This window comes from Mycobacterium conspicuum, from assembly GCF_010730195.1.
In the GTDB taxonomy this organism is placed as follows: Bacteria; Actinomycetota; Actinomycetes; order Mycobacteriales; family Mycobacteriaceae; genus Mycobacterium; species Mycobacterium conspicuum.
The window spans coordinates 4,233,746-4,248,702 of the sequence record NZ_AP022613.1 but is presented as its reverse complement, the minus strand read 5'-3'; the positions used below and the strand labels follow the sequence as shown (position 1 = coordinate 4,248,702).

The 14,957-nt window shown below is 68.3% G+C and carries 13 protein-coding genes; 5 read left to right on the top strand and 8 right to left on the bottom strand.

Annotated features, from left to right (window positions below; translation table 11 throughout):
• Positions 1 to 28: 28 nt before the first annotated feature.
• Positions 29 to 448: an HIT family protein gene (locus tag G6N66_RS19485; RefSeq protein ID WP_085233316.1), complete on the bottom strand. Its 420-nt coding sequence runs from the start codon at positions 446 to 448 to the stop codon at positions 29 to 31.
• Positions 449 to 467: 19 nt separating this feature from the next.
• On the opposite strand from G6N66_RS19485, the gene G6N66_RS19480 reads away from it, so the two are divergent.
• From G6N66_RS19480 to G6N66_RS19470, 3 genes are all read left to right on the top strand, one after another.
• A complete protein-coding gene (locus G6N66_RS19480) occupies positions 468 to 1,856 on the top strand; it encodes an amidase (RefSeq protein ID WP_085233314.1) in 1,389 nt (462 codons plus the stop codon).
• Between the two features lie 50 nt (positions 1,857 to 1,906).
• The gene (locus G6N66_RS19475) at positions 1,907 to 3,007 is read left to right on the top strand and encodes an adenylate/guanylate cyclase domain-containing protein (RefSeq protein ID WP_085233313.1); all 1,101 of its coding nucleotides are present in this window, start codon (positions 1,907 to 1,909) and stop codon (positions 3,005 to 3,007) included.
• A 220-nt stretch (positions 3,008 to 3,227) separates the two neighbouring features.
• Positions 3,228 to 3,764, top strand: a complete 537-nt coding sequence (locus tag G6N66_RS19470) for a hypothetical protein (protein WP_085233312.1) — start codon at positions 3,228 to 3,230, stop codon at positions 3,762 to 3,764.
• Here the strand turns inward: G6N66_RS19470 and G6N66_RS19465 are convergent.
• The 6 genes from G6N66_RS19465 to G6N66_RS19440 form a co-directional block, all read right to left on the bottom strand.
• Entirely contained in the window at positions 3,761 to 5,527 is a 1,767-nt protein-coding gene (locus G6N66_RS19465) for a serine/threonine-protein kinase PknH/PknJ (RefSeq protein ID WP_085233310.1), read from the bottom strand. The genes G6N66_RS19470 and G6N66_RS19465 overlap by 4 nt on opposite strands.
• 93 nt (positions 5,528 to 5,620) lie before the next feature.
• Positions 5,621 to 7,363, bottom strand: a complete 1,743-nt coding sequence (locus tag G6N66_RS19460) for a serine/threonine-protein kinase (protein WP_085233309.1) — start codon at positions 7,361 to 7,363, stop codon at positions 5,621 to 5,623.
• A gap of 140 nt (positions 7,364 to 7,503) precedes the next feature.
• A complete protein-coding gene (embR, locus tag G6N66_RS19455; RefSeq protein ID WP_372515662.1) occupies positions 7,504 to 8,661 on the bottom strand; it encodes an ATPase/transcriptional regulator EmbR in 1,158 nt (385 codons plus the stop codon).
• Between the two features lie 82 nt (positions 8,662 to 8,743).
• Positions 8,744 to 9,451 carry a hypothetical protein gene (locus G6N66_RS19450; protein WP_085233305.1) on the bottom strand — a complete coding sequence of 236 codons (708 nt, stop codon included), beginning with the start codon at positions 9,449 to 9,451 and terminating at the stop codon, positions 8,744 to 8,746.
• A 145-nt stretch (positions 9,452 to 9,596) separates the two neighbouring features.
• Positions 9,597 to 11,435, bottom strand: a complete 1,839-nt coding sequence (locus G6N66_RS19445; protein WP_232079357.1) for an ABC transporter ATP-binding protein — start codon at positions 11,433 to 11,435, stop codon at positions 9,597 to 9,599.
• On the bottom strand, positions 11,432 to 13,165 hold the full coding sequence (locus tag G6N66_RS19440; RefSeq protein ID WP_085233304.1) for an ABC transporter ATP-binding protein: 1,734 nt from the start codon (positions 13,163 to 13,165) through the stop codon (positions 11,432 to 11,434). The genes G6N66_RS19445 and G6N66_RS19440 overlap by 4 nt, the downstream gene beginning before the upstream one ends.
• A gap of 86 nt (positions 13,166 to 13,251) precedes the next feature.
• On the opposite strand from G6N66_RS19440, the gene G6N66_RS19435 reads away from it, so the two are divergent.
• Complete coding sequence (locus tag G6N66_RS19435; protein ID WP_372515663.1) at positions 13,252 to 13,818, top strand: DUF3558 domain-containing protein; 567 nt, start codon at positions 13,252 to 13,254, stop codon at positions 13,816 to 13,818.
• Positions 13,815 to 14,357, top strand: a complete 543-nt coding sequence (locus tag G6N66_RS19430; protein WP_085233301.1) for a DUF3558 domain-containing protein — start codon at positions 13,815 to 13,817, stop codon at positions 14,355 to 14,357. Before G6N66_RS19435 ends, G6N66_RS19430 begins: the two co-directional genes overlap by 4 nt.
• 79 nt (positions 14,358 to 14,436) lie before the next feature.
• On the opposite strand, the gene G6N66_RS19425 is transcribed toward G6N66_RS19430, so the two are convergent.
• Positions 14,437 to 14,943: a SixA phosphatase family protein gene (locus G6N66_RS19425; RefSeq protein WP_085233299.1), complete on the bottom strand. Its 507-nt coding sequence runs from the start codon at positions 14,941 to 14,943 to the stop codon at positions 14,437 to 14,439.
• Positions 14,944 to 14,957: the final 14 nt, after the last annotated feature.

Genomic DNA, 14,957 nt, shown 5'->3' with positions numbered 1-14,957 from the left:
TACCTGTTGTTTTCTCACCGTTTGCTTGTCAATCGATCGCGGCCAGCGCGTCGCGCAGCAGCCGGGCGGTGGCTTCGCGGTCCGGGTCGCGGCGCAGCAGCAGCCCCTTGGCGACCGACAGCTTGTCACCGTTGCGCCGCGGCAACACATGCAAATGGATGTGGAACACCGACTGGAAGGCGGCGGAGCCGTCGTTGATGCCGATGTTGGTCGCGTCGGCCAACTCCGTGGCCCGCGCCGCCCGCGCGATGCGCTGACCGATGGTGACCATGTCGGCCAGCGTCTTCGGCGGGGTGTCGGTCAGGTCCACGGTGTGCTGTTTGGGGATCACCAGTGTGTGGCCGCGGGTGAACGGGCGGATGTCGAGGATCGCCAGGTACTTGTGGTCTTCGTAGATCCGGATGGCCGGACCTTTCCCGGCCACGATCGCACAGAACACGCAAGGCATGGCGCTAGGCTAGCGGGCGGTGGACGCTGATGATCTCGCCTTTGCCGGCGCCGCCGTGCAGGCCCGAATGCTGGCCGACGGCGAACTGACCGCGCCGGAGCTGCTCGAAATCTATCTGGAACGCATCGCGCGCCTGGACAGCCAGCTGCGCAGCTTCCGCGTGGTGCTGGCCGACAAGGCGCGCGACGAGGCCTGTGCGGCGCAGGATCGGCTGGACGCCGGTGAGCGGCTGCCGCTGCTGGGCGTGCCGATCGCGATCAAGGACGACGTCGACGTCGCCGGCGAGGTGACGACCTGCGGCAGCGGCGGCCACCGGCCCGCGGCCACCGTCGACGCCGTGGTGGTGCGCCGGCTGCGGGCCGCCGGCGCGATCATCATCGGCAAAACCGCGACGCCCGAGCTGATGATGTTTCCCTTCACCGAGTCGCTGACGTTCGGGGCCACCCGAAACCCGTGGAACCCCGGGCGCACGCCGGGGGGCAGCAGCGGCGGCAGCGCCGCCGCGGTGGCGGCCGGGTTGGCGTCGTTGGCGCTGGGTTCCGACGGCGGCGGCTCGATCCGCATCCCGTCGACCTGGTGTGGCCTGTTCGGCATCAAGCCGCAGCGCGCCCGGGTCTCGCTGGAGCCGCGCGACGAGGTCTGGTACGGGCTGAGCGCCAACGGCCCGATCGCGCGCAGTGTGCTGGACGCGGCGCTGTTCCTGGACGCCACGAACACGGTGCCCGGACCCGAGGGCGAGTTCGCGGCGGCCGCCACCCGCGAGCCGGGCAAGCTGCGAATTGCGTTGAGCACCAAGGTCCCAACGCTGCCCGTCAAGGTGGGGGCGGCGCAGCTGGCCGCGGTCGAGGAGGCGGGCGGGCTGCTGCGCGAGCTGGGCCACGACGTCGTCGTGCGCGACCCCGCCTATCCGCTGGCCCCGATCTTCGCGAACTTCCTGCCGCGCTACCTGCGCGGCATCAGCGACGACGCCGACGCGCAGGCCCACCCCGAACGCCTGGAACGGCGCACCCGCAGCATGGCCCGCATGGGGTCGTTCTTCTCCGACCGGCGGATGGCAGCGGTGCGCGCCGCCGAGGCCAGGGTGAGCGGCCGGGTCGGATCGATCTTCGACGACGTCGACGTCGTCCTCACGCCGGGCACGGCGCGCGGGCCGTCGCGCATCGGCGCCTACCAGCACCGGGGTGGGCTGTCCACGCTGCTGTTGGTGGGGCAGCGGGTGCCGTATTTCCCGGTCTGGAACGTGACCGGTCAGCCCGCCGCGGTGGTGCCGTGGGGCTTCGACGACGACGGCCTGCCGCTGTCCGTGCAGCTGGTCGGCCGGCCGTTCGACGAAGCGACGCTGTTGTCGCTGTCCGCCCAGATCGAGGCCGCCCGGCCCTGGGCGCACCACCGCCCGCCCCTGTCCTAACCCGCGCTAACCCGCCGAGGGGCTTTTGCGTCTGCCCGGCGTAGGCCAACATTGGCCAGGTGGACGATCTGCTCGGCGACCTCGAGGGAGACGCCCGCGCCGAGCGCGCCGAGCTCGTCGAGTGGCTGCTCGATCAGGGCATCACCGCCGACGAAATCCGGGCGACCAACCCGCCGCTGCTGCTGGCCACCCGGCACCTCGTCGGCGACGACGGCACCTACGTCTCGACGCGCGAGGTGAGCGAGCGGTACGGAATCGACCTGGAGTTGCTGCAGCGCGTGCAGCGGGCCATCGGCCTGGTCGGGGTGGACGATCCCGACGCCGTCGTGCACATGCGCGCCGACGGCGAGGCCGCCGCACAGATCCAACGCTTCGTCGAACTCGGGCTGAATCCCGAGCAGCTGGTGCTGGTGGTGCGGGTGCTCGCCGAGGGCCTGTCCCGCGTCGCCGAGGTGATGCGCTACACCGCGCTGTCGACGATCATGCGCCCGGGAGCCACCGAGCTGGAGATCGCCCAGGCGTCCAAGGCGCTGGTCGGTCAGATCGTGCCGCTGCTCGGCCCGATGATCCAGGACATGCTGTTCATGCAGCTGCGGCACATGATGGAGACCGAAGCGGTCAACGCCGGCGAGCGGGCCGCCGGCAAGCCGCTGCCGGGGGCGCGTCAGGTCGCCGTCGCCTTCGCCGACCTGGTCGGCTTCACCCGGCTCGGCGAGGCGGTGTCGGCCGAGGAGCTGGGGCAGCTGGCCGGTCAGCTGGCCGGCCTGGCCCGTGACCTGACCACACCGCCGGTGCGGTTCATCAAGACGATCGGCGACGCGGTGATGTTCGTCTGCCCCGAGCCGGCCCCGCTGCTGGACACCGTGCTCAAGCTGGTCGAGGTCATCGACACCGACAACGACTTTCCCCGGCTGCGCGCCGGGGTCGCCGCCGGGATGGCGGTCAGCCGCGCCGGCGACTGGTTCGGCAGCCCGGTGAACGTGGCGAGCCGGGTCACGGCGGCGGCCCGGCCGGGCACGGTGCTGGTCGCGGATTCGGTGCGCGACGCCGTCGGGGAGGACGCGGGCTTTCAGTGGACGTTCGCCGGCCCGCGCCACCTCAAGGGCATCAAGGGCGTCACCAAGCTGTTTCGGGTGCGACGCGGGAGTTGACTCAGATGCGCAGGCCCGGAGCGATTTCCGGGGGCGTCGACTGCGTGCTTCGCAAGTCGTCCGCGGCCGGGCCCACCCCTTCGTCCGGCGCTTGAGAATGATCGCTTCCGGGCCTGCTTCGTCCTCAAAAATACGCCTCCGGAGACCCCGTGATCAACGGGTATGTTCACTTCCGGCGAACCCAATTCCATTACACGTGAAACAGTGTAATCATGTAATCATGAAGCAACGTCACACCCAACGTCCCGGTGGCTGGCAGCAAGCGCACCAGCCCGATGCCAGCGGCGCGCCGGAATGGTTCGCCGGCCGCCTGCCCGAGGGCTGGTTCGACGGCGATCCCACCGTCACCGTCGACCGCGAGGAGATCACAGTCGTCGGCAAGCTGCCCGAATCCCAAGACCAAAGCGAGGCCCGCACCGAGGGCCGCGTCTCCCGATTCCGCGAAGAGACCCGCTCCGAGCGGATGCGGATCGCCGACGAGGCGCAGGACCGCTACGGGCGCAAGGTGTCCTGGGGTGTAGAGGTCGGTTCCGAACGAATCCTGTTCACGCACATCGCCGTACCGGTGATGACCCGGCTGAAGCAGCCCGAACGTCAGGTGCTCGACACCCTGGTCGACGCGGGCGTCGCCCGCTCCCGCGCCGACGCGCTGGCCTGGTCGGTCAAGCTGGTCGGCGAGCACACCGAGGAATGGCTGGCCAAGCTGCGCGCCGCCATGTCGGCCGTCGACGATCTGCGCGCTCAGGGCCCGGGCTAGTTGCTGTTGATGCGTTCGACGATCTTGTCGACTAGCTGGCCGGCCTGATCCTTGTCGACGTGGTAGGCGCACGCGTTGACGTCGGCGACCACGTTGTTGGCCACGCCCAGCGCGCGCTGGCAGCCCCAGCCGTCGGCGGCCTCCTGCATTTCCACCACGCTGATTTTCGGTGGCGCGCCGGTGATTTCGGCGAACGACCACCGATACGTCTTGCCCTTGGTGGTGTTGGTGACGGTCACCGTCTTGTTGGCGCACATCTTCCATTTGTCGGCCGACGTCTGCACGAACGCCTTGGCCTTGTCGGCGGATGGGAACAGCACGACGGCCTGGTTGACCCAGTGGTCGTAGTTGTCGCCGGGTTCGGAGGCGACCAGGCCGCTCATCTTGGTGTAGCCGGAGCCGGCATACACCGGGTCCTGGGTGGTGTACAGGGCTCCCAGGCATCCCGACGGGGACACCGTCACCGGCGAGCTGTCCATCTCGGTCAACGGCTTGCCGGGTTCCATGCCCGACGCGCCCATGATCCCGTTGACCTCCTGGGCGCTGGCCAGCAGCGCGCCGAGCCGCTCGGCCGGGATCGGGTCGGGGGTCTTCACGGGTTTGGGTTTGACCAGTAGCCAGATGCCGACGCCGCCCACGACGACGACCAGCACGACGGCGACGGCGGCGACGACGGGCCATGGATTGCGCTTCTTCGGGGCCGGGCCCCAGGAGGTGGGGCCGGCGTGCGGCACCGGCCCCGGGCCGCCCCAGTACTGCGGCGGGGGTGTGCCGGCGGCCGGCATGGGTCCGCTCTGCGGCGCCCACTGCGGCGCGGGCGCCGGGGGCGGCGCGGCCCGCACGGTGGGTTCCAGCGGGCGCGTTTCCGGGGTGAGCGCGGTGGCTTCCTGGCTGCGCCGCAGGATGTCGGCGGCGGCGTCCTGATCCGGGTTGCTGAGCGCGTCGTGGGCGGCCATGGCCAGGTCGCCGGCGCTGGCGTAGCGATCGTCGGGCTTTTTGGCCATGCCGCGCGCGACCACCGCGTCGAACGCCTTGGGGATGCCCGGCCGCGCGGTGCTGGGTCGCGGGACGGGCTCCATCAGGTGGGAGGTGACCAGCGTGGTGGCGCTGTCGGCCTTGTACGGCGGGGAGCCGGTGAGGCACTCGTGCAGCACGCAGGCCAGCGCGTAGATGTCGGCGCGGTAGGTGACCTCGTCGTTGGAAAAGCGTTCTGGCGCCATGTATTTCCAGGTGCCCACCGCAGTGCCGAGTTGGGTGAGTTTCTCGTCGGTGGTGGCGCTGGCGATGCCGAAGTCGACCAGATAGGCGAAGTCGTCGCGGGTCACCAGGATGTTGGGCGGTTTGATGTCGCGATGCATCACGCCGGCGGCGTGCGCGGCGTCCAGCGCCGAGGCGACCTGGGTGATGATGGCCACCGCGCGCGCCGGGGTCAGCGGGCCGAACCGCTTGAGCAGCGTGTCCAGGTCGACGCCCTCGATGAGGCGCATCTCCAAGAACATCTGCCCGTCGATTTCGCCGTAGTCGTGGATGGGCACCACGTGGGGTTCCTGCAGTCGACCCGTGATGCGGGCTTCGCGCTTCATCCGCTCCCGGTTCACCGGGTCCTTGCTGAAGCTCTCCGACATCAGCTTGACCGCGACGGTCCATTCCTTGACGGTGTGCTCGGCCTCGTAGACCTCACCCATCCCGCCGCGCCCCAGCAAGCGTTTCAGGCGATACGGGCCGAACGTCGTCCCCACCCGCGAGTCCTGCGCGTCGCTCATCGCCGATCCTCCAAATCAACCCTGCGCCCCGTGCGTAGGGCCCACCCGCGGTGCCGCGAATTCGCTTGGCGCCCTTGGGCGATGGCCATCCGGTCAGCCCGAATACTTCGCCCACCAGTTGTGCAGATCCTCGATGCTGCCGTCGCTGAACACATCGCTGAGCGTGAGCTTGGCCGTGTTGCTCCACACCACGTTGGCCTGGTTCTTGTAGGTGGCGCACGCGATCTGGCCGGCGGTGTCGTTCGGCGTCTTGTCGTAGTGCCAGCCTTCCGGAGACGGTCCCTCTCCGGGACAGTTCATCAGCTGCGAGCCGTTCGCGCCGATGTCGTCGGTGAAGGCCTTGTCGAGCGTGTCGACGTCGGCGAACAACCCGTAGACCGCGCGGGCCGGCCCGCCCTGGTTGGTGTTCTGCCCGCAGTCGAGCATGGCCAGGGCGTTCACCCAGATGCTGGACGGCTTCGGGGTGGTCGGTTTGCAGACGCCGGTGCCGTAGCCGGCCGGGATCGCGTTGCGCAGCCGGCTTTGCGCCTCGGCGACCGAACTCGTCGTCGTGGTGGGGGTGCTGCTGGTGGTCGTGGTCGTGGTGGTGCTGGCGATGGTGTGCTTGTTGCTGTCGTTGCCGCTGGTCGCCATCACGATGCCGATCCCGGCTGCGATCAGGACGACGACCAACACCGCGACGCCCGCGATGATCGGCCACGGATTGCTCTTCTTCGCGGGCTGGTTCCAGGCCGCTGGGCCGGTGAACTGCTGCGGCGGCGGTGTCGGCGGATTGCCGGCCCAGCTGCCCTGCTGGTAATACTGCGGCGCCGCCGGGATCGGCTGGCTGGCCGGCATCGAGCCGCTTTCCGGCGCCCACGCCGGGGTCGGCGGCGGCGCGACGGGCGCCGCCGGCGGCGTGGTGTATCGCGGCGGCGGCGGGGGCGGCGCGAACTCCTCGGTGGCCGGCAGCGTGGCCTCCCGGCTGCGCCGCAGGATGTCGGCGGCGTGATCCTGATCGGGGTCGCTGAGCGCGTCGTGCGCGGCCATGGCCAGATCGCCGGCGCTGGCGTAGCGATCCTCGGCCTTCTTGGCCATGCCGCGCGCGATCACGGCGTCGAACCCGCGCGGGATGCCCGGGCGCGCCGCGCTGGGCTGCGGGATGGGGCCGTGGAGATGGGCGGTGACCAGGGTGCTCGCGCTGTCGGCCTTATACGGCGGGGAGCCGGTGAGGCACTCGTGCAGCACGCAGGCCAGCGCGTAGATGTCGGCGCGGTAGGTGACCTCGTCGTTCGAGAAGCGTTCGGGCGCCATGTATTTCCAGGTGCCCACCGCGGTGCCGAGCTGGGTGAGTTTCTCGTCGGTGGTGGCGCTGGCGATGCCGAAGTCGACCAGGTAGGCGAAGTCGTCGCGGGTCACCAGGATGTTGGGCGGTTTGACGTCACGGTGCATCACGCCGGCGGCGTGCGCGGCGTCCAGCGCCGAGGCCACCTGGGTGATGATGGCCACCGCGCGCGCCGGGGTCAGCGGGCCGAACCGCTTGAGCACACTGTCCAAGTCGGTGCCCTCGATGAGGCGCATCTCCATGAACATCTGTCCGTCGATTTCGCCGTAGTCGTGGATGGGCACCACGTGGGGTTCCTGCAAACTGCCGGCGATGCGCGCCTCGCGCTTCATCCGCTCGCGAAACACCGGGTCGCTGCTGAAGGTGTCCGACATCAGCTTGAGCGCGACGGTCCATTCCTTGACGGTGTGCTCGGCCTCGTAGACCTCACCCATCCCGCCTCGGCCCAGCAGCCGTTTCAGGTGATACGGGCCAAACATCGACCCCACCCGCGAGCCCTGCGCGTCGCTCATCACTGACCTCCAAACCGACCCACCGCCCCGCCGACGATATCAACACTTCCGCCGGCATCTGGCAATCATGACGCTAGGGCCCCACCAGCGCACCCGCACGGTATTCGCAAATTTTCAGATCAGCTGCGCAACACCTGTATTCAGCCGCTGCGCTCGACCTCGGCATTGATCTGGAAGGTGAATTCGTGGTCGCAGATGCGGATGTGGTCGCCGTCGTTGAGGGTCGCGGCGGCGCGGATCCGCTGATGCTGCACGTGCACGCCGTTCGACGATCGCAAGTCGTTGATGACGTAGTTGGTCCCGGTGTCGACGATGACGGCGTGATGGCGGCTGACGTTGGCGCTGTCGAGGACGATGTCGTTGTCGCTCAGCCGCCCGATCCGGGTCGCCGCCGACTGCAGCGGGTAGCTGCGGCCGGCGGCATCGTGCAGGTAGGCGAGGACTTTCTGGCCGGAGACCCTGGTGCGCTGATCGAGCACCGTGACGGTGCCGACGGCGGTGGTCTTGGCGCTCTTTTTGACGTCCAGTCGATCCTGGCGCAGGATGCGCTCGTTCAAATCGCGCAGCGTCTGGCCGGGATCGATCCCGAGGTCGTCGGCGAGGGTCGTCTTCACGCGTCGGTAGGCGGCCAGCGCGTCGGACTGGCGGTCGGTGAGGTAGTACGCCGTGATCAGCTGGGCCCACAACGGCTCACGGTAAGGATGCTCGGTGGTCAGGGCCTCGAGTTCGGCGATGACGAACGGGGCACGCCCGCAAGCGATTTCGGCTTCCGCCTTGGCGGTGTGGACGACGATCTTGTCCTCGACAAGTGACGTCGCATAGGTGTTGACGAACTCGAAGTCGCGCAGGTCCTCGAGCACCGGCCCGCGCCACTGCGCCAACGCGGCGGACAGATGCCGGCTCGCCTGTTCGAATTTGCCTGCCGCGGCGGCGTGCACGCCCGCGGCCTTCTCGGCGACGAACCTGCCGATGTCGCAACGGTCATCGGTGATGCTGAGCCGGTATCCGGGCGGTGCGGCGGCCAACACCGCGCGCGGGTCGATCCCGGCGCCGGTGAGCAGCTTGCGCAGATTGGACACGTAGGAGTGGATGCTGGCCCGCCCGCCCGACGGCGGCCAGCCTTCCCACAGGGCCGTGATGAGCCGATCGACGCCCACCGGGCTGTTCCGGTTCATCAGCAGCATGGCCAGCACCGCACGCTGTTTGGGGGTGCCCAATGGCACCAGGACGCCGTCCACGCTCATCTCCAAGGGCCCCAATAGGCCCAATTCGAGACGTTTGTCCACCATGGCTCCCATTGTGATACCAAGGGCGGGCCGAGTGAAATACCCGGCCCGCCAAGGTGATCAATTTTGTAAATGTGAATCAGGTTGGGGCCCATCAGGACCGGACCCCGGTGCCGGTGGTGAACACCATGAAGTTGTGGCTGGTCGCCCACGATTTGACGAAGAGCGCCATGGGAATCTGCTCGTCGCGGCCGTCGGGGTTGCCGCTGTCGTTGAGGTGCACGACGCCCTTGGCGGTGTCCACACCGGTCACCACCACACCATGGTCGGAGCGCGGGTTGCCCTGCTCATCCTTGGTCTCGATCGGGATGCGCCAGATCATTTCGCCGTTCAGGCTGACGATGATCTTGTGGCCGCCGCCCAGGAGCTGTTCGAGTGTCTCCATGGTGGCGGGGTAGGCCTTGGGCGCGTCGTCGGTCGCGTCGGTCCACTGGGCGGCGATGCCGTAGTGCGCCAGCATCTGCCCGATGTCCATGAAGCTGGTGCCCATGCCGGAGTACGGGTTCTCCTTGTTGGCGGACGGCATGTAGATCGAGCCGGGGTGGACCATGCTGGGCGTCGTTTCGGCCAGTTTGATGATGGCGGCCTCGGACGGCTGGTGGCCCGTCATTTCGCCCACCACGTCGGCGGTCGACATCAGGACGCAGTCGTCGTACTGCTGGTGGTGCCAGAACTTGGCGGCCGCCGCGGGGTTGCCGTACATGGTGCCCGAAGCCGCTTGGGCATTCGTGGCCAGTCCCAGCGCCATTGCGCCGGCGACGGCGGCGAGCGTGGCCGCTTTGGCTATGGTGGTGAACTTCATGGTTCTGTCCCTTTCTCGTGGTTGAGAAAAGGGTCGAACGGTGTCCTTTTCGTTATCTCAACGAATCCTTGGAGTGATCTGCCCGCCGAGACTGCGGTGAGATCGCATTTCCGACCAAAAAGACGCGCTGAGCGCAGTTTCGGCGTCAGGCCTGCGTCATCGCGTAGTACGCGCCGCGGCGGGCCAGCAGCTCGGCGTGATTGCCCTGCTCGACGACCTTGCCGGCCTGCACCACGACGATGCGGTCGGCGTCCCGGATCGTCGAAAGACGGTGCGCGATAATGAAACTCGTCCTGTCTTTGCGCAGCTCGCGGGTGGCGTGCGCGATCAGGGCCTCGGTGCGGGTGTCGACGGAACTGGTCGCCTCGTCCAGGATCAACAACTGGGGCCGCGCCAGAAACGCGCGCGCGATGGTGATGAGCTGCTTCTCGCCAGCACTCAGATTGGCGCCGTCGCTGCTGACGCCGGTGTCATAGCCCGCCGGCAGCGTCCGCACGAAGCGGTCGACATAGGCGGCCTTGGCGGCCGCGACCACCTCGTCTGCGCTGGCTTCGGGCCGTCCGTAGGCGATGTTTTCCGCGATCGTGCCGTCGAAAAGCCAGGTGTCCTGCAAAACCATGCCGATCCGGGAGCGCAGCGCGCGCCTGCTCAGCGAGGTGATGTCGACGCCGTCGATGAGGATTCGACCCGAATCGACCTCGTAGAACCGCATCAGCAGGTTGACCAGGGTGGTCTTGCCCGCCCCGGTCGGCCCGACGATCGCCACCGTGCTGCCGGGTTCGGCGACCAGCGACAGGTCTTCGATCACCGGGACCCCGGGCCGATAGGCGAAGCTGACGTGCTCAAACTCGACCCGCCCGCGCAGCTGACCATTGGAGCTGACAACAGCCCGGTCCGGGGCCTCTTCGGGCTCGTCGAGCAGCTCGAACACCCGCTCGGCGCTGGCCATCCCGGATTGCAGTGCGTTGTACATGCCGGCCACCTGGTTCACCGGGGTGCTGAACTGCCGCAGGTACTGGACGAACGCCTGGATGTTGCCGAGCGTGATGTGCCCGGTGGCGATCTGCACCCCGCCCACCACGGCCACCGCCACATAGCCCAGGTTGCCGACGAACGCCGTCGCCGGCGACACCAGGCCGGAGACGAACTGGGCCCCGAAGCCGGCCCGGTAGAGGTCGTCGTTGAGCGCGCGGAACCGTTCCTGTGCCGCCTGCTGGTGGCCGAACGTCTTGACCACCGTGAACCCGCTGTACGTCTCCTCGATGTGGGCGTTGAGGCGCCCGGTGCTGGTCCACTGGGCCGCGAACAGCCGCTGGGACCGCCGCGCGATCGCCCGCGTCGCCAGCACCGACACCGGCACCGTGGCCAGCGCGATCAGCGCCAGCAGCGGCGAGATCGACACCATCATCGCCAGCACCGCCACCACCGTCAGCAGCAGGGTGAGCACCTGGCTGACCGTCATGGTCAGCGACGACTGCAGGTTGTCGACGTCGTTGGTGACCCGGCTGAGCAGCTCGCCGCGCTGCCGCGCATCGAAATAGGCCAGCGGCAGCCGGTGCACCTTGTCCTCGACGTCGGCGCGCAGCGCGACCATGGTCCGCTGCACGGTGACGTTCAGCAGCCGCGCCTGCACCCAAAGCAGCAGCGCGGCAACCAGATACAGCGCCAGCGCGAGGCACAGCGTGCGGCCCACCGCGACGAAATCCACACCCCGGCCCGGCACCACGTTCATCCCGGACAGCAGGTCGGCGAACGCATTGTCGCCGTGGCGGCGGGCCGCGGCGACGGCCTGCGCCTTGCTGATGCCCGCGGGCAACCGGCGCCCGATCACGCCGTTGAAAAGTAGATCGGTGGCGTGGCCCAAGATCCGCGGAACGACGACTCCGATTGCGGTCCCGGTGATTCCGAGCGTCATCACCGCCGCGACCAGGCGGCGCTGCGGTCCCAGCCGCCTGATCAAGCGAAGCGCGATCGCGGTGTTCACTGTCCGGGCACCCCGGCACTCACCGTTTGCGAGTCGGCGAACTCGGCATAGGTGGGACAGTCGGCGAGCAGCGATTCGTGGGTGCCCGCACCGACCACGCGTCCGGCGTCGATCACGATCACCTGATCGGCCGCCGATGCCGTCGAAAGACGCTGTGTGACAACGATAGTCGTGGAGTCTCCGGCAATTTCCCGCAGCGCCGCGCGCACCTGCGCCTCGGTGTGCACATCGAGCGCGGAGAACGCGTCGTCGAACAGGTAGAGCGCCGGGCGGCGGATGACGGCGCGCGCGATTGCCAGGCGTTGGCGCTGCCCGCCGGAGAAATTGCTGCCGCCCTGCGCGACCGGCATGGCCAGCCCGTGATCCCGCACGAAGCCGTCGGCCCCGGCCACCCGCAACGCCTCCCACATCTCGGCCTCGCTGGCATCGGCGGCGCCGTAGCGGAGGTTGTCGGCGACGGTGCCGGAGAACAGATAGCCGCGCTGAGGCACCAATCCGATGCCCGTCCACAGCCGCTTGGTCTCGTAGTCGCGCACGTCGACGCCGTCGACGAGCACGGCGCCCCCGGTCACGTCGTAGAACCGGCAGATCAGCGAAATCAGTGTGGATTTGCCCGAACCGGTGCTGCCCACGATCGCGGTGGTGGTGCCCGGCAGCGCGGTCAGCGAGATGTCCTGCAGCACGGGGCGGTCGGCGCCGGGGTAGCAGAACGTCGCGCCGTCGAGGCGCACCACGCCGGCGGGGGACCGCGGGTGCTGCGGGCTGACCGGATTGGTGATGGCGGGTCGGGTGGCCAACACCTCGGTGATCCGTTGGGCGCACACCGCGGCGCGTGGCAGCACCGCCAGCGTCATCGTCGCCATCGTGACGGCCAGCAGGATCTGGGTGAAATAGGCGAGAAACGCGATCAGCGAACCGACCTGCATCTGCCCGCTGTTGATGCGCAACCCGCCGAACCAGATCAGGGCGACGCTGGACACGTTGATGGTCAGCGTGGTGACCGGCAGCGTCAGCGCCTGCCAATTGCCCGCGCGCAGCGCGGTGTCCGACAGCGCGGCGTTGGCCCGGGCAAACCTCTCCCGCTCGAACCCTTCGCGGGCGAACGCCCGGACCACCCGGACACCGGAAAGTTGGTCACGCAGAACCCGGTTGACGCCGTCGATCAGGCTTTGCATGCTGCGGAACATCGGCAGCACGTGCGAGAAGATCCAGTAATTCGCCAGGGCCAGGATCGGCACGCTGACCAGCAGCAGCCACGACAACCCGGCGTTCTGGTGGATGGCCATCACGATGCCGCCGATTGACATGATCGGCGCGGTGACCAACACCAGGCAGCCGATCTGCACCAGGTACTGGATCTGCCGCACGTCGTTGGTGGTGCGGGTCAGCAACGTCGGCGCCCCGAAGCGGGCGGTCTCGTGCTCGGAGAAGGTCGTGACGTGATGAAACATCGCCGAGCGCAGGTCGCGCCCGAAACCCATGCCGGTCCGCGAACCGAAGTAGACCGCCGCGATCGAGCACAGCGCCTGCACACCGGTGACGCCGAGCATCACCAGGCCGAGCCTGACGATGGTGGCCGTGTCGCCCTTGGCCACGCCGTCGTCGATGATCGCGGCATTGAGCGTGGGCAGATACAGCGTCGCCAACGTGCTGATCGTCTGCAGCACCATGAGCACCGCGACCAGCCGACGGTACGGCCGGATGTACTGGCGCAGCAGGGCCAGGAGCATTGGGTAACTGTCGCACACGCCGCGCGCCGGTTGAAATGCCTGTTCAAGCGGTGTGTCGATGCTCGACCCCGCGGGCTGCCGCTACAGTGCATCGTGTGACCAGCACTAGGCTTGCCCTAGCCCGCTTGTCGGTGGCGGCCCTATCGCTGTTGATTCCGGCAGTTGCGGCCTGCTCCAGTTCCGGCGACAACAAGCCGGGGGCGACGACGTCGGCGCCGGCGGGTTCCGAGGGCCACCACGGGCCGATGTTCCCGCAATGCGGCGGCATCAACGACTCCACGGTGACCGAGCTGACCAAGGTGACCGGCCTGAAGAACACCGCGCGCAATTCGGTGGGCTGTCAATGGTTGGCCGGCGGCGGCATCCTGGGCCCGCACTTCTCGTTCTCGTGGTATCGCGGCAGCCCGATCGGGCGCGAGCGCAAGACCGAGGAGCTCTCCCGCGCCAGCGTCGAGGACATCAACATCGACGGCCACGGCGGCTTCATCGCCGTCGGCAACGAGCCGAACCTGGGTGACTCGCTGTGCGAGGTCGGGATCCAATTCCAGGACGACTTCATCGAATGGTCGGTGAGCTTCAGCCAGAAGCCGTTCCCGCCGCCGTGCGACATCGCCAAAGAGCTGGCGCGCCAGTCGATTGCGAACTCCAAATGAGGGCTTGTATGAGGGCCTGCGTGGTTTTGCTCAGCGTGGTCCTGGTGTTGACCAGCTGTTCCAGGTCGATCGGCGGCAACGCCGTGAAGGCGGGCTCGGGCAGCACCCCGCGCAACAACAATTCCGAGCAGCAGTACCCCAACCTGCTCAAGGAATGCGAGGTGTTGACCACCGACATCCTGGCCAAGACGGTGGGCGCCGACCCGCTCGACATCCAGAGCACGTTCGTCGGCGCGATCTGCCGGTGGCAGGCCGCCAACCCGGCGGGCCTGATCGACATCACCCGGTTCTGGTTCGAGCAGGGCAGCCTCAGCAACGAGCGCAAGGTCGCCGACTTCCTGAAATACAAGGTCGAGACGCGCGCGATCAACGGCATCGATTCGATCATCATGCATCCCGACGACGCGAACGGCGCCTGCGGAGTCGCGAGCGACGCGGCCGGTGTGGTGGGTTGGTGGGTCAACCCTCAGGCGCCCGGCATCGACGCGTGCGGGCAGGCCCTCAAGCTCATGGAGCTGACCCTCGCCACCAACTCCTAACCGCTGTATCCGCGAGCGTGCGTGTTTGTGCGACGACACGCCGCCTGAGCCGTACAACTGCGCACGCTCGCAACGGCTCTCACCGCGGCACGTGGAAGTCGACGAGGGCCGCGCTGCCCGGTTCGACGCTCGCCCATCCGCCGTCGATCCGGAGCACCGCGATCGACGACGTCGGGTACTTCTCCGAGATGCGTTCCAGCGCAACAGTGTCCGTACCGTCGTCGCCGGCGAGGATGAGGGCAACTTCCGACGTCGTCGGCTCGTGCCCGACGACGAGCAAGGTGTTGACGTCATCGGACACCTGGTTGATCTGTTCAATCACCATGCCGGCCGTGGCGCCGTAAAGCCTCTCGACATAGCGCACCGGCGCGTCGATGGCACTGCGCTTCAGCGTTTCTCGAGCCCGGGTCGCGGTCGAGCACAGCACCGCATCGATCGCCGGTTGGTTGGCGCGCAACCAGTCGCCGGCCAGCGCGGCCTCCCGGATGCCCCGTTCCGCCAGCGGTCGGTCGTGGTCGGGGACGCCGGTCGGGTACGCCGATTTCGCGTGCCGCAGCAGCATCAGGGTGTGGTGTCGTGCCGTCATTCGAATGAGGTTAG